This is a genomic window from Chromatium okenii, from assembly GCF_002958735.1.
In the GTDB taxonomy this organism is placed as follows: Bacteria; Pseudomonadota; Gammaproteobacteria; order Chromatiales; family Chromatiaceae; genus Chromatium; species Chromatium okenii_A.
This window is the reverse complement of record NZ_PPGH01000039.1, coordinates 1-18,171: the sequence shown is the minus strand read 5'-3', so window position 1 is coordinate 18,171 and position 18,171 is coordinate 1. Positions and strand designations below refer to the sequence as shown.

The following is an 18,171-nucleotide window of genomic DNA, read 5'->3' as shown; positions in this document are numbered from 1 at the left end:
GGGCATGATCGCCTTTGCATCGTCACTCGATCAGGCTGGCGTTATGGCGCGTTCGGCCGCCGATGCAGCATTTATTCTCGATGAAATGGCGGTTTTGATGAACGCGATTCCACCAGCGTCCAATGAACTTGTACCTGATTATGTCGATGCGTTAGATAATGATCTTCATGGACTGCGTATTGGTCTTCCAAAAGAGTATTTTGGCGCAGGATTAGATGCGCGTATTGCCGCATCAATTGATGAAGCATTAAAAGAATTTCAACGGCTCGGCGCAACACTGCATGAGATTAGTTTACCGAATAGTCCATTATCTGTTCCAGTGTATTACGTCGTTGCACCAGCAGAATGTTCATCCAATCTCGCTCGGTTTGATGGAGTGCGTTACGGTCATCGCTGCGATAATCCACAAGACTTAAAAGATTTGTATTGCCGCAGTCGCGCTGAAGGCTTTGGCGCAGAAGTACAACGCCGCATTTTAATTGGCACTTATGTTTTATCTGCTGGCTATTACGATGCCTATTATTTGAAAGCGCAGCGCATTCGTCATTTAATTGCTGATGATTTCAATCGCGCCTTTGAACAAGTTGATGTCATTATGGGCCGACCAGTCCCAACGACCGCATTTCCGCTCGGCGTGAACTACGATGATCCCGTCGCAATGTATCTCAATGACATCTATACCATTGCCACTAATCTTGCCGGATTGCCCGGCATGTCAATTCCCGTCGCACCAGTGGATAGTTTGCCAGTAGGTTTACAAATCATCGGCAATTATTTTGATGAAGCGCGGTTATTAAATGTGGCACATCGTTTTCAACATGTCACCATTGGCATCAAGCAGCTCCCGCTGGCTTTGAATAAACAACCACTGCTTTTTTCATTCATAACCTTTACGCAGGTCAATTGAGATTATGAGAATTCTCGTCACCGGCAGCGCCGGATTTATTGGCTCGGCATTATCACTGCGTCTATTAGAACGCGGCGATGAAGTGATTGGGATTGATAATCTCAATGATTATTACGATGTCAATCTGAAAGAAGCACGACTGAAGCGCACATTGAATTATGCTGGCTATCGAGATTTGCGCTTTGATATTGAAGACGGAGAACGACTTAATGAGGTTTTGCGAGTTTTCGTCCAGAACGCGTGGTGAATCTGGCAGCACAAGCTGGTGTACGCTATTCAATTGAAAATCCGCTGCGTATGTACGCACCAATCTATTGGTTTTGCCAATGTATTAGAAGCCTGCCGCCATCATGGCGTGGAGCATTTGGTATATGCGTCGAGCAGTTCAGTATACGGCGCAAATACTGAAATGCCCTTTTCAGTGCATCACAACGTCGATCACCCATTAAGTCTGTATGCAGCAAGTAAAAAAGCCAATGAATTAATGGCGCACACGTATAGCCATTTGTATCTTATTCCGACAACTGGATTGCGCTTTTTCACGGTATACGGTCCTTGGGACGCCCAGATATGGCGTTATTCAAATTCACTCGCGCTATTCTTGCTGGTGAACCAATTCAAGTCTTCAATTATGGAAAACACCGACGCGATTTCACCTTTATTGATGACATTGTAGAAGGTGTGATTCGCGTCTTGGATCGAATGCCAATGGGAAATCCCGATTGGTCTGGGCTGCGCCAGATGCTGCAACCAGTCAAGCACCTTATCGGTTGTATAACATTGGCAACAATCAACCGGTTGAGTTAATGGAATATATTGGCTATTTGGAACAGTGTTTAGGAAAACAGGCGGATATGGAATTGCTGCCATTACAACCCGGTGATGTGCCAGATACTTTTGCAGACGTGTCTGATTTAGTGCGTGATACGGGTTATTTTCCCAGCACACCAGTTGCCGAAGGTGTCGCACGATTCGTTGAATGGTATCGGACGTTTTATCAAGTTTGAGGCATTAAAAAACCGCGCCCGATTGTTGGTTCGGGAGCGGTTTAATCAAACAATCGGCTTAATAATAGCTGTCGTCAATTATGCCTACAACTGCAACGCTAGCTTCTTCTTCGTTCACTGTTGCATTCACTGCATTAGTCAGTGTGACGGTGAAATCTTCATAATCCTCAGGAATGTCATCGTAGTAGGTTCGATGAGTAGTTCTTTAGAGGTCTCGCTTGGCGCAAAGGTGATGGTTTCTTCAATCCACTGATTACCAGAATCGTCATACCAATAGGTATCACCATCACCGAGCCAATAATCCTCATCTGCTGTTGCAGAACCTGCGGTGATAAAGGTCACTGTGACCTCTTCATCCACAGGTGCAGACAGCGTCACTGTTAAAGCTAAGTTGTCATCACCTTCATAACCCTCTAGTGATGTAAAGCCAAACTGCACTGTGGGTAATTCATCACTAATAATTGGCGGGAATGGCTCGATGTCGCCTGAGTCGATGTAATAAAAATCATCATCGAACTGTAATTCTTCTACGTTAATGAGGGTATCAACGCCTCATTACCATCGACAATAATTTGTCCATCTCCTTCGTCAGTAATCTCGTATCCGTCAATCGAGCCCGCATAAGTCACGACATCATAACCACCAAGACCATCAATGGTGTCGTTATCTTCAGTACCATTAATGTGTGTCGTCTTCAGTACCAAGAATGGCATCACTCCATCATCATCACCACCTGGATAAACGCCGTCAACAATTGCACATCTCTACATTCGTAATGGTATCAATTCCTTCATCAACGCCATCCTCACCATCAATTCCAGTGGTGTCTTCAACGATCCACTGGTCACCTTCATCAATGATTTTGTAGTCTTCAATTGAACCCTGATAGGTCACAACATCATCGCCATCACCGCCGTCGAGTCATCGTCACCAGCACCACCGTCGAGGATGTCATTACCGGCGTTGCCAGTGATCGTATCGTTGCCAGCATCACCATTCAATTCGTTATCAAGCTCATTGCCGTCAAGCGTATTATCAAGCTCGTTACCGATACCGTCTTTACCTTTTCCGATCAGGGTTAAACGCTCAACATAGGCGTTCAATTCATAGTCTGCCGCCGAACTCTGTACTTCGTCATCATCGCATCTCAACTGCTGTTTCTGTAATGATGTCTTCATTGTTGCTCACAACATAAACATCAGAACCATCGCCGCCTGTTAATTTATCAACTCCGCTACCGCCATCAATGGTGTCATCACCCTCACCACCGTTAATGGTATCGTTCCCTTTACCGCCGTTTAATTTGTTACTCCCTGCATTACCATTGATGACATTCTTCTCATCATTACCGGTACCAGTCAGGTCTTTATCGCCAGTCAGGGTCAAATTTTCAATCTTGGCTCCGAGAACATAATTGATTGAACTGCTGACTAAATCGGTGCCGCCTTTCGTGCCTGTAGTCACATCAGTAACTTTATCGCCAATGTTATCAACGATGTAGGTATCATTGCCTTCGCCGCCGGTCATCGTGTCCGTACCAGCGCCCCATTCAGCGTATCGTTGCCATTGCCACCATCCAATGAATCATTATCTACACCACCTTCAATTGAATCGTTACAACGCCACCAAGCAATTTATCCTTGCCTGCATCGCCTTTCAGCACGTCATTGCCACACCACCGTCCCGCGAGTCATTGCCAGTGCCACCGCAATGGTGTCATTGCCGCCCATGCCTTTAATATCATCATTACCACCTAAACCACTAAATAGCGGTGCCAGTTTTTTTCATTGCAGTAAACGGAGAAGAAGTTGCCATATTAAACCTCGTGTCTTTCAATTAAGTGAGTGCGCAGACAATGCTGCTCGCTTGTGAACAATTAGTAAATAATCTACAAGTGACAACTCTATTGTAGTCAATACGGATGTTTGTGAAATGTGAACTACCTCGCAAAGTGATACAGCATTGCAATTTCCGTCAGCTCTAATTGTAACGTTGGTTGCCAGCTCCATTGACAACCCCAACGCATTCAAACGCTATGCCAAAGATGAAATCATTCGCAGTGAGCGTGAGCTTACCCGTCAACTGGATTTCCATTTCTGGCACATCCACAACATCTGCCAAATTGATCTGCACTAGCGTCATATTTGCAGCAACATCCTGCACATAGCGCACTTGACCGTCCGCATCAAACTCAGCCGTGCCAATAAAGCTCAACCCGGAAGTGCTCAAAGCTCTTAAATCAATGACCTCATTCGCCGTCGCCACGCTGAAATCTTAATATGTCGCGTTCGCCGGCACCGACCGCAGAATCACCCAGATGGAATACAAAGGTATCGCCACCGGCACCGCCAGTTAATTGGTCAACTCCTGCTCCGCCAGTTAATACATTCGCGTTGCCATCACCAATAATGATGTCATCAAACGCGGAACCAATCGCATTTTCTACCGTTGCCATCAGTCAGATTGTTAATGCCTGCATGTGATCACCGAAACCAAGTTAGAACTGTCACGGTTAAATCAACCACCGAACCAAAACCTAATTGATCAACTAAAATCAACGTAGTATGATTTAGCATCACTAGTTACTGCAAAAAATGGGCAGAATACCCGCAGCTTGTAATACTCGCAACCATTGTCACAGTGGGATAATCTTCACCAGCACCAGCAGGCGTTCCATTTAATATGCCATCGCCATTATTTGCAGTGGTGATCCCTGCTTCAATTCCATCACCAGCGCGGTGATAATCGGCATCAGTCATTAACACGAACGTCTTCACAGCGCCGCTGCGGAAGCCAATCTCATTGCTGTGCAATGCAACCTGCATCAAGGCTTCCAATTGCGATTCTTGCCAATCATTGCCACTACCCAACACCAACGCATTTAATGCAGTACTAAATGCAGCTTGATCAGTAGTCAAATTCAAATTGTTGGCGTAAACATAATCAGACTGGTAATCAGCATAATAACCATAGTCGTCATAGTTCTGACCAAAGGATCAATCGGTTTATCCATGAAAGAACCCAAACCAAAACATGCTGTCTGGTTGGAAATCATGAATTGCCGTGACAACATTCGGGACTAATTCCTGCACCGTCTCAACGTCATCACTAAATGAACCGGTCAAATCCTCCAAGAAATACATATCCAAAGGATCGCTAATCGTGCCCCCGCACTGAGGGTAATTTGCTGACCACCGACAGTGCTGATTTGACCGGGGGTCAATTTGATCGTCACGCCCACTTTTGCACCCGACGCATCGAGCGTATCAGTGCCACCGGTATCTTCAATCAACACCTGTCCCGTGCCCTTACCGTCAACCATAAAGCGGTCATCGCCGAGACCACCGCTCATGTTGTTCATCGCCGCTGGAGTCTTGCAGCACGTCATCGCCTTCACCGCCCGAGCAGGGTCATTGCCGTCACCGCCCGCCAAGGTGTCGTTACCGGTATTGCCGATCAGAGTGTCATTACCGCCCATACCATTGACAACGTCATTGCCAGCAAGCGCATCGATGTCGTTATCTTCGGCAGAGCATGTCAAGTTGTCGTCCGCCTCAGTGCCACGCATTGCTGGGTGTCATCAAGAATGATCACCGTGCGTTGGTGGCTGTCGCCAAGGTCGCATTCACCGGATTTGCTCAGTTGCACGAGGAAGGTCTCATTTTGCTCAACCGCCGTGTCATCCAGCGGCTCCAAAATGATGGTTTGGCTGGTTTCACTGGGTGCAAACGTCAAACTACCCGTCGTAGCGACATAATCGCCATTGATACTCTTCGCACTGCCATCTTTGGTCGCGTAATCAACCGTCACCGTCTGCGTCGAAGGCGCAGAAAGCGTCACAGTAATCGCCGCGAGTTCACCTTCCGTACTCGTCACTCGGGTCGCAGTCATTGCAGCGTCACCGGCTCTGGTTCCGGTTTCTGGCAATGCAGGTTCATCATTATCAATAATGGTCACAACTGTTGACGCATTCGTATCAAGCGTCGCATTTCAGCGGATTTGTTAATTGCACACTGAAAGTTTCATCCACTTCATCAAGCGTGTCGTTAACAATTGAAGTGCTAATCGTCTGGCTCGTTCTTCCCGGCAAGACTTCAAAGTACCGGTACCCAGTATTTTATAATCACTACCCGCAGTTGCAGTCTCCGCCATTGCAGCGTATTGCACCGTTACAGTCTCATCGGAGGCTTCGATAGCGTCACTGTAATACGCGCCGTTTTTTCCTGACTCATCTATCATCAGTTCAGTCGCATTGACTTGAAGCACTGGCAATTCTGGTTTCAACTGGCGGTTCAGGTTCTTCTTCCCCAATGACAACTTCTTCGTCACTGCCGCTAAAACTGAGCACTTCAATGCCCTCAGCGTATCAATCCCTTCATCAACTTCATCAGCACCATCAACAACTCCGGTAATATCCTCAACAATCCAACCCTTCATTCATCCGAATACCATTTGTAATCATCTTCACTACCTAAATAGATAGCAACGTCGTAGCCATCACCGCCATTGATTTCATCATCACCCTCGCCGCCATCGAGAATATCATCACCACCATTGCCATTAATGGTGTCATCGCCAGCATCGCCATTCAATTCATTATCAAGCGGTTGCCATCAAGTGTATTGTCAAGTTCATTCCCAATCCCGTCTTCACCTTTTTCAAGCAGGGTTAAGCGTTCGATATTGGCACCTAACTCATAATCAGGAGCAGCTCTGGACTTCGTCATCATTTCGCCATCAACTGCCGTTTCTGTAATACGATCTTCGTTATTGCTCACAACATAAACGTCAGAACCATCGCCACCTGCTAATTTATCAACGCCAGCACCGCCATCAATGATGTCGTCGCCTTCATTGCCATTGATGGTGTCGTTCCCAGCAGCACCATTTAATGTGTTGCTCCCTGCATTACCGTTGATCCATTCGCTAATTTGTTGCCGGTACCATTCAAATCTGATTCACCGGTCAGAGTTTAAATTTTCAATCTCAGCACCTAGAACATAACTAATTGAACTACTGACCAAATCGATGCCACCTTCGTGCCTGTCGTGATGTCAGTGACATTGTCATCTTTATTATCGACAATAAGGTGTCATTTCCTTCGCCGCCAGTCATGGTGTCCTTACCAGCGCCACCATTCAGCGTATCGTTGCCATTGCCATCTAAAACATCATTATCACCACCGCCTTCGATCAAATCGTTTGCCCACACCACCAAGCAGCTTATCTTTGCCTGCATCACCTTTCAGCTTGTCATTACCGACGCCACCATCTAATAAATCATTGCCAGTGCCGCCAGCAATTTGTCATTACCACCTAGACGGTAATGGTGTCGTTGCCGCCTAAGCCATTTAGGGTTTCAGCAACAGCCGTACCGCTTTCTTTGTCGTTGCCACTATCAAATGAAATTGCCATGTTTGCGTCCTAGTATTTTACTAATGTGTGACAATTTTAGTGGTTCGCATTGCACGTTCCACACCTAAAAAACGCACCCTAAGTCTAGCTCAAAATGCGCAATTTTACCGTCTTCGCTTGCGTTACAACAACGTTCGCTAACACTCAATATAACCGATAAAAACTACAGTTTTGGTAACACCAGCGGATCACGTTTTTTGATATTCGCCCGATAAAACGCAGCAACGTTACCAATACGCGCAATCAACATCGCTTGTGTGTGCGCTTGAATATCCGCAATTGCTGCATCACGTTCATCGCGGTCGCCAGCATTGACACGAATTTTGATTAACTCGTGATGATTCAATGCTACTTCCATTTCGGCGAGCACCGCAATCAGTAATGCCATGCTGTCCAACCAATACCACAGGATTCAGATGATGCACCTGTTGTTTTAGCCAGCGTTTTTGTTTTTCAGTAATAGCCATTTAGAACTCAAATCAATTCAAAAAAACCTGCGAATGCGCATCACATGAAAATTGCCATTGTGATGCGCATCAATCAGACCATGCGCAATTAAGCCGCAGCTTCCCACTCACTTCAGGCACTGCCTTTGGTGTCATCACTTTAATCAACTGCTCGTTCGCCAGAATCGCCTGTTTTGCGTCGCCATTGATCCACTTCTTATTCTTGCCTTTTACCGCATAGCGCCCAGATTTCTTTTGAAACAGGGTGTATTCGGCGGTCTTCTTCACTTTTTGCATCATCAATACTCATTATTGCTGTGGTTAAAAATGTTCGCGCTCAATTAACGATCACGCGAACGATCATCATCAAACAACGTCGGATCACGTTCGATTTCAATCCGAAATTGCGTAAACAATGCACCCATTGCCGCAATTGCCGTCAGCATTGGCATGAGCAACGTTAAGACCGCTGCCACACTAACACCTGCCGTTAATGGCACATCAATGAGCACCTTGCCATTCGGTTGGCGCACGATTAAACGCCGCACATTCCCTCTCGCAATCAGTGCTTTAACCTTGTCGATTAATACCCAACCAGTCACACTGATGTCTTCAAACAGGGGTCGATCCGTATCATTTTTCATTGTTTATCCGCAAAAATTCCCTCATGGAGAATTGAACTGTTGGTGACATTGCCGCTGAATTCTGTTGTCAAAACAATGGATTTAGTGCTTTCGAGATCAACGTTCACGACAGACTTTAACCGGTTTAATCGCAGCATGTCACTTAATCACGATGTTGTGCTGCATACAGGGTTAACGGCTGAATACAAGACAAATTTTAGCAAAAAGTGAGAATTATTTTTGCTGTCGCCAGTCGCTCGGCTTCTTGTTCCAGTTCCAATTGCGTTAAAGGATGACGCGCCAGCCATTCATTGGGAAATACAGCGCCAGCCGTTCACTGTCAGCGGTGACGTTAAGAAAGTGTTTATTCACTGCCGAGCGCCCGCGATGCGCAGCACGGCCAAACGCAAAATCACGCACAGATGACGGGCGCTGTTTTGTTCCGCTTTTGGCAAATTCAGAAATTCCTGCATCGGAAATTTGCGGCGATGTCCGAGCACCAGTGCCGCCAGCACCATCTGTTCCTGCCGTGAAAATCCAGCCAAATCAGCGTTACGCAGCAAATAAGCACCGTGTTTTTGATATTGGCTGTGCGCCACCATCACGCCGATTTCATGCAGGCGCGCTGCCCAAGTCAGCATTTGCGGATGTTCGGGATGGTTCAAATCCCACGGCGCAGCGAGTTGTTGATAAATTCCCAGCGCCGTCGCCTCCACTCGCCGGGCATGTGCTAGATCGGTTTGGAATTGTTGGCATAAAGTGGCAACAGTACGCTCGCGCACATCTTCATGCTGCGACCGCCCCATCATTTCGTAAATCAAACCCTCGCGCAGCGCGTAATCAGACACCTGCATGTGCGTGATGCCGAGTGCCTCAAACACCGCCCGTAAAATCGCCACACCGCCAGCAAAAACGGGTTTGCGTTCTTCCGGTAAGCCTTTGAGATTGATGGTTGCCACGCGCCCGGCATCGGTCAGCGCGGCACTTAACTGCGCCAGCGATTCCGCAGAAATTCCGTTATCACACCAACCTTCTGCATTCACCACCGCAGCGATGGCGCGAATGGTGCCGGAGCAACCAACTGCTTGTTGCCAGCGAGCGCGGCGGAATAATTCGCGGACGGGTCGCACTTCCAACGCGCCAGCCAATTCCGCTTTTTGCATTGCTTTGGCGGTGATGCGCCCATCGCAAATTTGACGTGACAAACTGACGCAGCCGAGATGCAAACTTTCGCGCAAGCGTGACGAAAAGCCTTGACCGACGATGATTTCAGTGCTGCCGCCGCCAATATCAACGACCAAACGCCGCTCCGTGCCTGCGGCCAAACCATGCGCCACACCGAGATAAATCAACCGCGCTTCCTCGCGCCCAGCAATGACGTCAATGGGATGACCGAGCGCGAGTTCAGCGCGTTCGACAAAACCGGTTTCTGGGCGCAATTGGCGCAGCGTATTGGTGCCGACAGCGCGGACGCTGCCCGGCGCAAAACCGCGCAACCGTTGCCCAAACCGCTCTAAACAAGACAGCGCCCGCTCACTCACTTCCGGCGTGAGCGTTTTTTCTGGCGTTAAACCTTCACCGAGGCGCACGACTTCACGATGCGGTCAGTAATGCGCATGTGACCTTCATCGAGACGCGCAACAATCATGTGAAAACTATTGGAACCGAGATCAACCGCAGCGACGATGTCATGCGACGGCAGCTCATTGATTTCGGTAAGTACTTCAGGCATTAGAAAAAATCCTGCATTGCTATCAATGGGATACATGTTACCAGAATCTTAGAACGGGCTGTGACGTGGCGTTGACGGTTGGCAGTTTTCAGTTGTCAGTGGGAAACGCGATGGTAACTGCCAACCATCAACTGACAACTGAAAACTTATTTATGATCTTTAATCCCATCGGCATTATCCGCTCGCCCTATACCGACAAATTCGGCATTCCGCGCCAGCCCGGTTGGTCACGGCAGCAGAAGCGCGACTCGAACTGCTGCCAGCCTTTGCGCGAAGAAGCATTTAAGGGACTCGACGGTTTTTCACACGTCTGGATTCTCTTTGTATTTCATGCGGATTGTCTCGACGCTGGCTGGAAACCGACGGTGCGCCCCCGCGTTTAGGTGGACGCCAAACGGTCGGTGTGTTTGCCAGCCGTGCGCCCTATCGTCCCAATCCGATTGGGTTATCAGCGGTGGAGCAACTGGGTTTAATCCGTGATGCGCGAGGGCTGGCGCTGCGGTTGCGCGGAGTCGATTTGCTTGATGGAACGCCGGTGCTCGACATCAAACCGTATGTGCCTTACGCCGATGCGCTGCCGAGCGCACGAAGTGGATTCGCTACACCGCCGGAAATGACGATCACGCCAGTGCACTTCAGCGCCGCTGCCGAGCGTGACCTCGTGCTGGTAGACCCAGACGGACAACGCCAATTGCGGCAGTTAATTGCGCAGATTTTGGCGCAAGACCCGCGCCCCGGTTATATGAATCGTTACCCGCAACGGCGCGAGTTTGGAATGCAACTGTATAATTTGAATGTGCGCTGGCGCTGCGATGCAGCGGGAATCGAAGTGGTGAGCGTTACACCCAGTGCGGACAAATGATGCCGGTTGCAGCGAATCTACAACCGGCGAACGAGCAGATTATTTCTTGGTCGCGTCAGCCGCTGGCGCGTCTTTATTCGGCGTGATTTTCACAATCGCCTCGTTGAGTTCCACCTTCGCCTTGTTGCGCATTTCCACGATCCTCTCGGAAAGCTGCTGGCGCTGCACCAATGCCGTCAACTGCGGCTTGGCATCCTCAAACGCTGGTGGCTCGGCTTTACGCGTGTCCTGCAAATTGATGACGTGCCAGCCAAACTGGGTTTGCACGGCGTCTTGGAATAAGTGCCCGGCTTCATGTCAGCAATCGCGGTCGCAAATGCCGGAACCATCTGCTTCGGATCAAACCAACCGAGATCGCCGCCATCCTTGCCGGTCGGACCGGTCGAATTCTTCTTGGCCAGCTCCGCGAAATCAGCGCCCTTATCCAACTGTTTAATCAGCTTTTTCGCTTCATCTTCGTCCTTCACCAAAATGTGCCGCGCCTTGAATTCAACGCGCCCAGACTGCGCCTTCACCTTGTCATACGCTGCCTTGAGATCGTCATCAGTGGTTTGATTTCCTGCGCCATTGCTGCCAGCGCCGCATTCGACATCACCTTCATCTGCTCCAGTTTGAGCGCAGCAACCACGTTGCGATCACTTTCGAGCTTGCGCCGAGCGCCTTCCTGCGAGGCGACGATCAAACCCATGAATTCATCAAACGCCTGCTGCTGCATCGCCGGCGTATTTTCGCCCTGCGTCTGCTGCATCCGTGACAGATAAAACACGCGGAACACGTCAAGCGGATAGGCGATGCCGTTGACCGTCGCAATCAGCGTATCGGGAGAATCGGTGTTGATTTTGGCGTCTTCGGCAAAACCGCTGCCAGTCGCCAGCAACGCGCAAAGTAACAACGGGACACGAACTATTTTCATAACATCACTTCCATTGGGTTGAGAACTAAAGACGATGATTAACTTGGGAAAACCTGTTTGAACGGCTTGACACTGACCTGCTGATAAACCCCAGCCGCTTGATACGGATCCGCCGCTGCCCAGTCTTCAGCGGCAGCAAGATCGGGAAATTCTGCCACCACCAGCGAACCCGTAAAACCCGCTGCGCCCGGTTCTGGGCTATCAATTGCTGGATGTGGTCCAGCGAGCACCAAACGTCCAGCATCTTGCAGCGCCTGCAACCGCGCCAGATGCGCCGGTCGTGTCTGCTGGCGCAGCGGCAAACTGTCGGGAACATCCACCGCAATAATTGCGTAAAGCATTGTTTAATCAGCCTCCGCTGACGCTGGCTCTTGAACATGACGCGCAAGATAAAACGCTTGCGCAATGACAAATAACACGGTCAAACCCATCATACCGAACAGCTTAAAGTTGACCCACACTGCCTCCCGCGCCTGCGCATCTTCACACAGCGCCAGCAAGCGGTCGGTATAGGTCGCGGCGCAAGTGGTGAGATCAAGCGCCGTTTGACCGCTTTCTGCAATTAACGTTTGTTGCGCAGTGAAAAATCCGCTCCACACATAAACCACAAACAGATTGATCACTCCCAAAAAGGCGAAAAACGCTGCCCAACTGAAGTTCAAACGTGACCAAATCAGCGGCGGCAGCGTCACATTATGTCCCATCATTCGCTCAATCAGATTGCGCTCACCAAACCAGTGACTGCCGAAAAATACCACGGCAAACAATCCGTTAATCAGCGTTGGTTTCCACATCACGAAAATCGGATCATGCAGCGCCAGCGTTAATCCACCAAAGACCACAATCAAGCCCAGCGTGGCCAGTTGTAGCGTCTCAACGCGGCGATGTCGCCACCAATTCCAACTGACTTGCACCACCGAAACCGCAATCGCAATGCCGGTTGCAACGTAAATGCCAGCAAACTTGTAAGCGATGAAAAATAATAAAACGGGTAAAAAATCAATCAACAGTTGCATTGAGCATTCCTAAACGTGAATGGGTTTCTGGGCGCAATCGTTAACGCCATGCGAGGATAAGACCCAGCGACAATGCGGTAAAGTCGCTTTGATTAACACCACGTTGGCAGATTGCGGCGGCGCTTTGTGTCGTCGCAACGGTTTTTCAATCAGATTGAGATGGGATTATTGCAGTGGAACAAATAACGGCATGGGTGAACGTGTTAAATGGTTTGGTCTGGGGGCCACCAATGCTGGTGCTTATTCTCGGTACTGGCTTTTTTTTAATGATCGGATTGCGGTTCATGCCGCTGTTAAAACTCGGTCTCGGGTTTCGGATGCTGTGGCGCGGGCGCAAACAGCAGGGCGCAGGTGACATCACGCCGTATCACGCGCTGATGACTGTACTTTCGGCGACCGTCGGCACGGGCAATATCGCGGGTGTGGCAACTGCCGTATTTCTCGGCGGACCGGGCGCGATTTTCTGGATGTGGTGCACGGCACTGGTTGGCATGGCGACCAAATACGCCGAAGCAGTGCTGGCGATGCACTACCGCGAAGTTGACGGCAAGGGCAATCATCTCGGCGGTCCGATGTACTACATCAAGCTCGGACTGGGTCAAAAATGGCTGTGGATGGCCAGCGCCTTTGCCATTTTTGGCGTTCTCGCTGGGTTCGGCATTGGCAACACGGTACAAGCCAATTCCGTTGCCCATGCCGCACTCGATGCGTTTGGAATTCCGTTATGGATGAGCGGGTTAGTCATGGCGATCCTTGCCGGACTGGTGCTGCTCGGCGGCATTCAACGCATCGGCGTCGTGTCCGCTGCATTGGTTCCGTTTATGGCGCTGACTTACGTGCTCGGCGGACTGGTCGTGCTGGCGACGCATTTGGATCAAATCATTCCTGCATTGCAACTCATTGTCGTGCAAGCCTTTTCGCCAACCGCAGCAGCGGGTGGATTCGCTGGCGCGAGCGTAGCAGCAGCTATTCAATTTGGCGTGGCTCGCGGCATTTTTTCCAATGAAGCCGGGCTGGGCAGTGCACCAATTGCCCACGCTGCCGCGCAATCGAACGATCCAGTCGCGCAAGGCACGGTAGCGATGATCGGCACGTTCATTGACACGCTGGTGATTTGCTCGATTACCGGATTGGTGATCGTCGTTTCTGGCGCTTGGACTTCGGGCTTAACCGGCGCGGCGTTGTCATCGGCAGCCTTTGAGCAATCGCTGCCCGGCGTGGGCACATACATCGTCGCAATTGGTTTGGTGCTATTTGCCTACACCACCATTCTCGGTTGGAGCGTTTACGGCGAACGCTGCGCGGAATATCTATTTGGCGAGCGGGTCATCGTGCCATTTCGCATTCTCTGGGTGTTAATGATTCCAGTCGGGGCGCTGGCGCAATTGGATTTGATTTGGCTCATTGCCGACACGCTCAATGCGCTAATGGCGCTCCCCAATTTGGTTGCATTGTTATTATTAAGCCCAGTGGTATTCCGTTTGACGCGAGAGTATTTTACAACTCAATCGCAGTAATTGGTGCGTTTTTAGTAGCAATTAACCAATTGATTAAACCTACAGTTTTGAGCCGCCCAAACAGGGCGGCGATTCCGCTAAAACGCCACCTTTTGTAGTCCATTCTTCCGGCGTCCAAGTGTGCAATGACAGCGCGTGTAAACCATGATCGAATTCAACTGCTAATAATTGATTAAGCAGGCGATGCCGTTCAATGATAGAAAGCGATGAAAAATCTTCACTGACCACGAGCACTTTAAAATGTGATTCTGCGCCTACCGGAACTGCGTGCATATAGCTTTCATTCACAATATCCAGATGCACAATAGAGTGCAGTGACTGTTGAAGTTGATCGGTAATGCGTTGTTTTCGGCTCATTTTTTAATCTCAGAAATGGTGATTTAAGAATAAAAAAGCCCAACCACCTAATGAAGATGATCGGGCTTTTGATCACCCGGCAGCGATGCCGAGCATGAATCGCTGTTTACTTAAACAGCTTGGACTTGTCCACGATGTCTACATGCGCCCGCTTAAAGCAGTTCCACGTCTTGGTGGTCTTGTCATAAATCGAATTGACGAAGCACTTCCAATTGGTCTCATCCACGAAGTTGTAATCCATCCGATAATAGAAACCGGGGTAACGGCTCTCTTCACGGAATTGAATATGCTTCATGTGCGCCTCAGCGGTGAGAATTCGATGATAATTCTCCCAAGCGCGGAGCAATTCATGCAGGTCTTTTGCCCGCATTTTCAGCGCATCTTCCTTGAGCATCTCCAGCTTCATCTCCGCCACTTCCATCATCTTGGCGTTGGTCTGGTACATGGTCGAAACGCCCGACGTATTCATCCATGACCTTTTGCAGCGGAATTGCAGCATCTTCGGCGTGATGTAATTCGGATTCACGTCGATTGCAGTGGTGTAATCCTTGCTTTCAAGGAAATTGCGCACGGGGCGATAAATCTCATCGACCAAATCCGCAACCGAATCAGCCAGTTCTGGCTGGTGATCCTTGTTATCCATGCAGAATTGCACCATCGCCTTGGCTGCCAAACGCCCTTCGGCATGAGAACCGGAGGAGAATTTGTGACCGGATGCGCCCACGCCATCAGCGGCAGTGAACAACCCTTGACGGTGGTCATCGAGCGATAACCCCAGTTCCAACCGGAAGGCAGGTGGCTGGGAATCTTGCCGGTCGGCGTGCTCTTCAGCAGTCGGTGCGCCAACATCGGTCGGGCCAGACACCCAGATGCCGCAGCAGCCGGAATGTGAGCCGAGCAGGTAGGGTTCGGTCGGCATCAGCTCGGAATTCTTCTTTTCCGGTTCGATGTTTTCACCCGCCCACACGCCAGCTTGACCGATACACATATCCAGAAAATCTTCCCACGCCTCAGCTTCGAGGTGCTTGATTTCCTTGGGCGTCATCGTCTCCGCCAGCTTGCCCAGCGCGGACACGGTGTCCATGTAAATCGGGCCGCGACCTTCGCGCATTTCTTTCATCATCAAATGGTTGCGCAAGCACGAGGCTGGCACTGCCGCTTGACCGTAGGGCGGATAATCGTTGAGCAGCTCCTTGTTGGTGTCCATGTAGACCTCACCAAAGGCGTTGACGGCCTTGGCTTTGAACAACAGGAACCATGCGCCGACCGGGCCATAACCGTCTTTGAAACGGGCGGGCACGAACCGGTTTTCCATCATCGTCAACTCAGCGCCAGCTTCAGCCGCCATCGCGTAAGTCGAGCCAGCATTCCAGACCGGATACCAAGCGCGACCGGTGCCTTCACCGACGGAGCGCGGACGGAAAATGTTGACGCAGCCGCCGGCGACCAGCAGACAGGCTTTGAACTTGTAAACAAAGACTTTGTGCTCGCGCACCGAGAAACCAATTGCGCCAGCGATGCGGTTGCTATCGTTCTTATCATTCACCAGCTTGACGATGAACACGCGCTCTTGAATGCGCTCCGTGCCCAGCGCCTTTTTTGCGGCCTCAGCGACGATCCATTTATAGGACTCGCCGTTGATCATAATCTGCCACTTGCCGGAACGAACTGGCTTGCCGCCGTCAACCAACGCCTTGCCTTCATCGCCGGGCTGCTTCCAAATCGGCAAACCCCATTCTTCAAACAGATGCACCGAATCATCGACGTGGCGACCGAGGTCGTAAGCCAAATCGTCGCGGGTGATGCCCATCAGGTCGTTGGAAACCATCCGCGCATAATCAGCGGGGTCTTGCTCGCCCAATAGGTGTTGATTGCCGACAGACCCTGCGCCACTGCGCCGGAGCGATCCATTGCCGCCTTGTCCCAGTTTGACTTTCAGATCAATGCCTTGCTTCTTGGCTTCATCCAACCAAGGGCCGATTTCGTATGCTGCGCCACATGCGCCCATGCCACCGCCAATCAGAAGGATGTCTACTTCTTCTTCGACGATCTCCGGTTTACCGAATTCTCCTGCCATGTCTTCTACCCCGAATCTGTAATTGTTAGGAATGTCGATTATTTGCGGATCAGCTCGCTGGGATTGCCAGCTTTCTGAACGCCGCCGAGGGTGAAGAAACCGGCCTCGCCGATTTTGGCGATGTCAGCCGCTGGCTTGTTGCCGTAAGGATCAATGGAGCCTTCGGAAGTGGTGCGGATGGGGAATTTGAAGCGCTTCATGTTGCCGTTGCGGAATTTGATCGTCCACATGATGAATCGGTGCCGCGCAGCGGTTGCACGGAAGCGCCCATTGGCACCACGTCAGCGTAATGACGGCATTCGATCGCCTGTTGCGGGCAAATCTTGACGCAGGAATAACATTCCCAGCACTGCTCTGGCTCTTGGTTATAAGCCTTCATCGCGTGACCGGTGTCTGAACCATCTTGTCCAGTTTCATCAGGTCGTGGGGGCAGATATACATGCAAGCGGTCTTGTCCTGACCCTTGCAGCCGTCACACTTATCAGTACGCACAAACGTTGGCATGGTTCACGATCTCCTCACGGTTCACTGCGGTGAATGCCGCTTGCAGATGAAGTCTGGGCGGCGGGGCGCTTCCGACTGTGGCCACACAAAAAACCGCGTTAAACGCGGTGGGCAACAACACTTCGAGAGCAGAAAAAGCCGGTAATATCAGGTTTGCAGCCTACTGACTTGCCGGCATACGGTCAAAATAGTATTTCCGTTGGCTTTCATAAAATTGCCTTATTAGGAAAGCCTGATATTTCGTTCAATTTGATGAGGTGGCAATGAACCAAGCACAACTGTGGTTAACAATTGGAGCGATTAACGGCGGCGTAACCGTCGCGTTGGGCGCATTTGGAGCGCACGGTTTGAAAAATCGTGTTCCGCCAGAGCTGCTCGCCAACTGGCTGACTGCACCAATTATTTAGGGATTCACGCGCTGGTGATTTTGATCTGCGGTTTATGCTGTGCAGCTTGCCAGCGGCGCGACTGGTAACGCAGCAGGCTGGGCATTTCTGCTCGGCAGCGTTTTGTTTAGCGGCAGCCTGTACGTGATGACGCTCCGGCATTCGGCAACTCGGCATGATCACGCCCATCGGCGGCGTGGCATTAATTATTGGTTGGACGCTGCTGGCGCTGGGCGTGTGGCGCAGCGCCGCCGCAATCAATGGCGGAATCTGATCACGATGCGGCACACGCGGATGTTTATTGACCTGCCGCTGCCGTCTGGCGTGGTTGCTCGTGCCCCAGCATGATGCAATTTACGCAGACGGCAAAACGGTATTAGTCTGAGAATGGGTATTTATAACTATCTGGAG

Annotated in this window: 32 protein-coding genes and 7 pseudogenes; 8 read left to right on the top strand and 31 right to left on the bottom strand. The window is 50.3% G+C overall.

The genetic code is table 11. The features are described from left to right. From CXB77_RS18200 to CXB77_RS22710, 3 genes and pseudogenes are all read left to right on the top strand, one after another. The coding region (locus tag CXB77_RS18200; protein WP_431520769.1) for an amidase family protein at positions 1–907 on the top strand (907 nt) is incomplete at its 5' end. Positions 908–911: 4 nt separating this feature from the next. Continuing rightward, positions 912–1,714: pseudogene (locus tag CXB77_RS18195) on the top strand (NAD-dependent epimerase/dehydratase family protein). After that, positions 1,630–1,914, top strand: a complete 285-nt coding sequence (locus tag CXB77_RS22710) for a hypothetical protein (RefSeq protein ID WP_242445872.1) — start codon at positions 1,630–1,632, stop codon at positions 1,912–1,914. Before CXB77_RS18195 ends, CXB77_RS22710 begins: the two are co-directional and overlap by 85 nt. Positions 1,915–2,052: 138 nt before the next feature. On the opposite strand, the gene CXB77_RS18190 is transcribed toward CXB77_RS22710, so the two are convergent. The 22 genes and pseudogenes from CXB77_RS18190 to CXB77_RS18115 all read right to left on the bottom strand — a co-directional run bounded on the left by CXB77_RS18190 (position 2,053) and on the right by CXB77_RS18115 (position 10,128). Then, complete coding sequence (locus CXB77_RS18190) at positions 2,053–2,352, bottom strand: hypothetical protein (protein ID WP_105074996.1); 300 nt, start codon at positions 2,350–2,352, stop codon at positions 2,053–2,055. 89 nt (positions 2,353–2,441) lie between these two features. Further along, complete coding sequence (locus tag CXB77_RS20010; protein ID WP_172452748.1) at positions 2,442–2,618, bottom strand: hypothetical protein; 177 nt, start codon at positions 2,616–2,618, stop codon at positions 2,442–2,444. Between the two features lie 43 nt (positions 2,619–2,661). Further along, on the bottom strand, positions 2,662–2,808 hold the full coding sequence (locus CXB77_RS20005; protein ID WP_172452747.1) for a hypothetical protein: 147 nt from the start codon (positions 2,806–2,808) through the stop codon (positions 2,662–2,664). Further along, positions 2,805–3,065 carry a hypothetical protein gene (locus tag CXB77_RS20000; RefSeq protein ID WP_172452746.1) on the bottom strand — a complete coding sequence of 87 codons (261 nt, stop codon included), beginning with the start codon at positions 3,063–3,065 and terminating at the stop codon, positions 2,805–2,807. The genes CXB77_RS20005 and CXB77_RS20000 overlap by 4 nt, the downstream gene beginning before the upstream one ends. Further along, positions 3,052–3,495, bottom strand: coding sequence for a calcium-binding protein (locus tag CXB77_RS18175; protein ID WP_277949441.1), 444 nt, complete (start codon positions 3,493–3,495; stop codon positions 3,052–3,054). Before CXB77_RS18175 ends, CXB77_RS20000 begins: the two co-directional genes overlap by 14 nt. After that, positions 3,486–3,548: pseudogene (locus CXB77_RS24905) on the bottom strand (hypothetical protein); the annotation flags it as partial. The gene CXB77_RS18175 and the pseudogene CXB77_RS24905, both read right to left, overlap by 10 nt. Positions 3,549–3,894: 346 nt before the next feature. Then, complete coding sequence (locus CXB77_RS18170; protein WP_146108871.1) at positions 3,895–4,179, bottom strand: hypothetical protein; 285 nt, start codon at positions 4,177–4,179, stop codon at positions 3,895–3,897. Next, positions 4,163–4,369, bottom strand: coding sequence for a hypothetical protein (locus CXB77_RS18165; RefSeq protein ID WP_105074991.1), 207 nt, complete (start codon positions 4,367–4,369; stop codon positions 4,163–4,165). Before CXB77_RS18165 ends, CXB77_RS18170 begins: the two co-directional genes overlap by 17 nt. Before the next feature lie 127 nt (positions 4,370–4,496). Beyond that, positions 4,497–4,859 (bottom strand): annotated as a pseudogene (locus tag CXB77_RS18160) (hypothetical protein); the annotation flags it as partial. A gap of 176 nt (positions 4,860–5,035) precedes the next feature. Further along, the gene (locus CXB77_RS18155; RefSeq protein ID WP_146108870.1) at positions 5,036–5,455 is read right to left on the bottom strand and encodes a hypothetical protein; all 420 of its coding nucleotides are present in this window, start codon (positions 5,453–5,455) and stop codon (positions 5,036–5,038) included. After that, entirely contained in the window at positions 5,452–5,871 is a 420-nt protein-coding gene (locus tag CXB77_RS18150) for a Calx-beta domain-containing protein (RefSeq protein WP_197711111.1), read from the bottom strand. The genes CXB77_RS18155 and CXB77_RS18150 overlap by 4 nt, the downstream gene beginning before the upstream one ends. 45 nt (positions 5,872–5,916) lie before the next feature. Further along, the gene (locus tag CXB77_RS18145) at positions 5,917–6,351 is read right to left on the bottom strand and encodes a hypothetical protein (protein WP_105074988.1); all 435 of its coding nucleotides are present in this window, start codon (positions 6,349–6,351) and stop codon (positions 5,917–5,919) included. Then, positions 6,348–6,506 carry a hypothetical protein gene (locus tag CXB77_RS19990; RefSeq protein WP_172452744.1) on the bottom strand — a complete coding sequence of 53 codons (159 nt, stop codon included), beginning with the start codon at positions 6,504–6,506 and terminating at the stop codon, positions 6,348–6,350. The genes CXB77_RS18145 and CXB77_RS19990 overlap by 4 nt, the downstream gene beginning before the upstream one ends. Continuing rightward, entirely contained in the window at positions 6,503–6,691 is a 189-nt protein-coding gene (locus tag CXB77_RS22705) for a hypothetical protein (protein WP_105074987.1), read from the bottom strand. The genes CXB77_RS19990 and CXB77_RS22705 overlap by 4 nt, the downstream gene beginning before the upstream one ends. A gap of 15 nt (positions 6,692–6,706) precedes the next feature. Next, a pseudogene (locus CXB77_RS24900) lies at positions 6,707–6,832 on the bottom strand (calcium-binding protein); the annotation flags it as partial. A 94-nt stretch (positions 6,833–6,926) separates the two neighbouring features. Further along, on the bottom strand, positions 6,927–7,127 hold the full coding sequence (locus CXB77_RS23395) for a hypothetical protein (protein WP_277949440.1): 201 nt from the start codon (positions 7,125–7,127) through the stop codon (positions 6,927–6,929). Then, on the bottom strand, positions 7,090–7,215 hold the full coding sequence (locus tag CXB77_RS24895; RefSeq protein WP_197711112.1) for a hypothetical protein: 126 nt from the start codon (positions 7,213–7,215) through the stop codon (positions 7,090–7,092). Before CXB77_RS24895 ends, CXB77_RS23395 begins: the two co-directional genes overlap by 38 nt. Positions 7,216–7,490: 275 nt before the next feature. Beyond that, a complete protein-coding gene (locus CXB77_RS18130) occupies positions 7,491–7,715 on the bottom strand; it encodes a YhbY family RNA-binding protein (protein ID WP_347338198.1) in 225 nt (74 codons plus the stop codon). Positions 7,716–7,740: 25 nt separating this feature from the next. After that, positions 7,741–7,794, bottom strand: a pseudogene (locus tag CXB77_RS24175) (ribosome assembly RNA-binding protein YhbY); the annotation flags it as partial. Between the two features lie 69 nt (positions 7,795–7,863). Beyond that, positions 7,864–8,070 carry a hypothetical protein gene (locus CXB77_RS18125; RefSeq protein WP_105074997.1) on the bottom strand — a complete coding sequence of 69 codons (207 nt, stop codon included), beginning with the start codon at positions 8,068–8,070 and terminating at the stop codon, positions 7,864–7,866. Positions 8,071–8,114: 44 nt separating this feature from the next. Beyond that, positions 8,115–8,417 carry a DUF4342 domain-containing protein gene (locus CXB77_RS18120; RefSeq protein WP_105074862.1) on the bottom strand — a complete coding sequence of 101 codons (303 nt, stop codon included), beginning with the start codon at positions 8,415–8,417 and terminating at the stop codon, positions 8,115–8,117. 196 nt (positions 8,418–8,613) lie between these two features. Next, positions 8,614–10,128: pseudogene (locus CXB77_RS18115) on the bottom strand (exopolyphosphatase). Positions 10,129–10,238: 110 nt separating this feature from the next. On the opposite strand from CXB77_RS18115, the pseudogene tsaA reads away from it, so the two are divergent. Both tsaA and CXB77_RS24890 read left to right on the top strand, forming a co-directional pair. After that, a pseudogene (tsaA, locus tag CXB77_RS22695) lies at positions 10,239–10,639 on the top strand (tRNA (N6-threonylcarbamoyladenosine(37)-N6)-methyltransferase TrmO); the annotation flags it as partial. A gap of 102 nt (positions 10,640–10,741) precedes the next feature. Then, entirely contained in the window at positions 10,742–10,990 is a 249-nt protein-coding gene (locus tag CXB77_RS24890) for a hypothetical protein (protein ID WP_431520770.1), read from the top strand. A gap of 39 nt (positions 10,991–11,029) precedes the next feature. Here CXB77_RS24890 and CXB77_RS22690 read toward each other — a convergent pair whose 3' ends face one another. The 5 genes from CXB77_RS22690 to CXB77_RS18095 are packed head-to-tail and all read right to left on the bottom strand — an operon-like array spanning position 11,030 to position 12,919. After that, positions 11,030–11,170, bottom strand: a complete 141-nt coding sequence (locus CXB77_RS22690; protein ID WP_242445869.1) for a hypothetical protein — start codon at positions 11,168–11,170, stop codon at positions 11,030–11,032. Beyond that, entirely contained in the window at positions 11,167–11,505 is a 339-nt protein-coding gene (locus tag CXB77_RS22685; protein WP_242445868.1) for a peptidylprolyl isomerase, read from the bottom strand. Before CXB77_RS22685 ends, CXB77_RS22690 begins: the two co-directional genes overlap by 4 nt. Further along, positions 11,502–11,903, bottom strand: a complete 402-nt coding sequence (locus tag CXB77_RS22680; RefSeq protein ID WP_242445867.1) for a hypothetical protein — start codon at positions 11,901–11,903, stop codon at positions 11,502–11,504. Before CXB77_RS22680 ends, CXB77_RS22685 begins: the two co-directional genes overlap by 4 nt. Positions 11,904–11,941: 38 nt before the next feature. Then, positions 11,942–12,244: a YciI family protein gene (locus tag CXB77_RS18100; protein ID WP_105074857.1), complete on the bottom strand. Its 303-nt coding sequence runs from the start codon at positions 12,242–12,244 to the stop codon at positions 11,942–11,944. Between the two features lie 3 nt (positions 12,245–12,247). Then, positions 12,248–12,919 (bottom strand): septation protein A, encoded by a 672-nt coding sequence (locus tag CXB77_RS18095; protein ID WP_105074856.1) that lies wholly within the window; start codon positions 12,917–12,919, stop codon positions 12,248–12,250. 173 nt (positions 12,920–13,092) lie between these two features. On the opposite strand from CXB77_RS18095, the gene CXB77_RS18090 reads away from it, so the two are divergent. Next, the gene (locus CXB77_RS18090) at positions 13,093–14,436 is read left to right on the top strand and encodes an alanine/glycine:cation symporter family protein (RefSeq protein WP_105074986.1); all 1,344 of its coding nucleotides are present in this window, start codon (positions 13,093–13,095) and stop codon (positions 14,434–14,436) included. Positions 14,437–14,475: 39 nt separating this feature from the next. Here the strand turns inward: CXB77_RS18090 and CXB77_RS18085 are convergent, their stop codons facing one another. The 4 genes from CXB77_RS18085 to CXB77_RS22670 form a co-directional block, all read right to left on the bottom strand. Further along, complete coding sequence (locus tag CXB77_RS18085; protein WP_105074855.1) at positions 14,476–14,793, bottom strand: BolA family protein; 318 nt, start codon at positions 14,791–14,793, stop codon at positions 14,476–14,478. 106 nt (positions 14,794–14,899) lie between these two features. Further along, positions 14,900–16,870, bottom strand: a complete 1,971-nt coding sequence (aprA, locus tag CXB77_RS18080; RefSeq protein WP_105074985.1) for an adenylyl-sulfate reductase subunit alpha — start codon at positions 16,868–16,870, stop codon at positions 14,900–14,902. A 38-nt stretch (positions 16,871–16,908) separates the two neighbouring features. Next, entirely contained in the window at positions 16,909–17,100 is a 192-nt protein-coding gene (locus CXB77_RS22675; protein ID WP_242445866.1) for a hypothetical protein, read from the bottom strand. After that, positions 17,067–17,249 (bottom strand): 4Fe-4S binding protein, encoded by a 183-nt coding sequence (locus CXB77_RS22670; protein ID WP_242445865.1) that lies wholly within the window; start codon positions 17,247–17,249, stop codon positions 17,067–17,069. The genes CXB77_RS22675 and CXB77_RS22670 overlap by 34 nt, the downstream gene beginning before the upstream one ends. A gap of 388 nt (positions 17,250–17,637) precedes the next feature. Between CXB77_RS22670 and CXB77_RS22665 the strand changes: the two genes are divergently transcribed. Together CXB77_RS22665 and CXB77_RS22660 are read left to right on the top strand one after the other, a co-directional pair. Then, positions 17,638–17,781, top strand: coding sequence for a DUF423 domain-containing protein (locus tag CXB77_RS22665; RefSeq protein WP_242445864.1), 144 nt, complete (start codon positions 17,638–17,640; stop codon positions 17,779–17,781). A 39-nt stretch (positions 17,782–17,820) separates the two neighbouring features. After that, positions 17,821–18,108 (top strand): DUF423 domain-containing protein, encoded by a 288-nt coding sequence (locus CXB77_RS22660; protein ID WP_242445863.1) that lies wholly within the window; start codon positions 17,821–17,823, stop codon positions 18,106–18,108. The last annotated feature ends 63 nt before the right edge of the window (positions 18,109–18,171 follow it).

What these genes read in the sequence shown, in the direction of transcription:
- CXB77_RS18120 (WP_105074862.1), bottom strand. Translation starts at nt 8,417, where the DNA reads ATGAAAAATGATACGGATCGACCCCTGTTTGAAGACATCAGTGTGACT.
- CXB77_RS18085 (WP_105074855.1), bottom strand. Translation starts at nt 14,793, where the DNA reads ATGAGCCGAAAACAACGCATTACCGATCAACTTCAACAGTCACTGCAC.
- CXB77_RS18130 (WP_347338198.1), bottom strand. Translation starts at nt 7,715, where the DNA reads ATGGCATTACTGATTGCGGTGCTCGCCGAAATGGAAGTAGCATTGAAT.
- CXB77_RS22675 (WP_242445866.1), bottom strand. Translation starts at nt 17,100, where the DNA reads ATGTGGACGATCAAATTCCGCAACGGCAACATGAAGCGCTTCAAATTC.
- CXB77_RS22665 (WP_242445864.1), top strand. Translation starts at nt 17,638, where the DNA reads ATGAACCAAGCACAACTGTGGTTAACAATTGGAGCGATTAACGGCGGC.
- CXB77_RS18125 (WP_105074997.1), bottom strand. Translation starts at nt 8,070, where the DNA reads ATGCAAAAAGTGAAGAAGACCGCCGAATACACCCTGTTTCAAAAGAAA.
- CXB77_RS24890 (WP_431520770.1), top strand. Translation starts at nt 10,742, where the DNA reads ATGACGATCACGCCAGTGCACTTCAGCGCCGCTGCCGAGCGTGACCTC.
- CXB77_RS18165 (WP_105074991.1), bottom strand. Translation starts at nt 4,369, where the DNA reads ATGGCAACGGTAGAAAATGCGATTGGTTCCGCGTTTGATGACATCATT.
- aprA (WP_105074985.1), bottom strand. Translation starts at nt 16,870, where the DNA reads ATGGCAGGAGAATTCGGTAAACCGGAGATCGTCGAAGAAGAAGTAGAC.
- CXB77_RS18100 (WP_105074857.1), bottom strand. Translation starts at nt 12,244, where the DNA reads ATGCTTTACGCAATTATTGCGGTGGATGTTCCCGACAGTTTGCCGCTG.
- CXB77_RS22670 (WP_242445865.1), bottom strand. Translation starts at nt 17,249, where the DNA reads ATGAAGGCTTATAACCAAGAGCCAGAGCAGTGCTGGGAATGTTATTCC.
- CXB77_RS18145 (WP_105074988.1), bottom strand. Translation starts at nt 6,351, where the DNA reads ATGAAGGGTTGGATTGTTGAGGATATTACCGGAGTTGTTGATGGTGCT.
- CXB77_RS22680 (WP_242445867.1), bottom strand. Translation starts at nt 11,903, where the DNA reads ATGAAAATAGTTCGTGTCCCGTTGTTACTTTGCGCGTTGCTGGCGACT.
- CXB77_RS18095 (WP_105074856.1), bottom strand. Translation starts at nt 12,919, where the DNA reads ATGCAACTGTTGATTGATTTTTTACCCGTTTTATTATTTTTCATCGCT.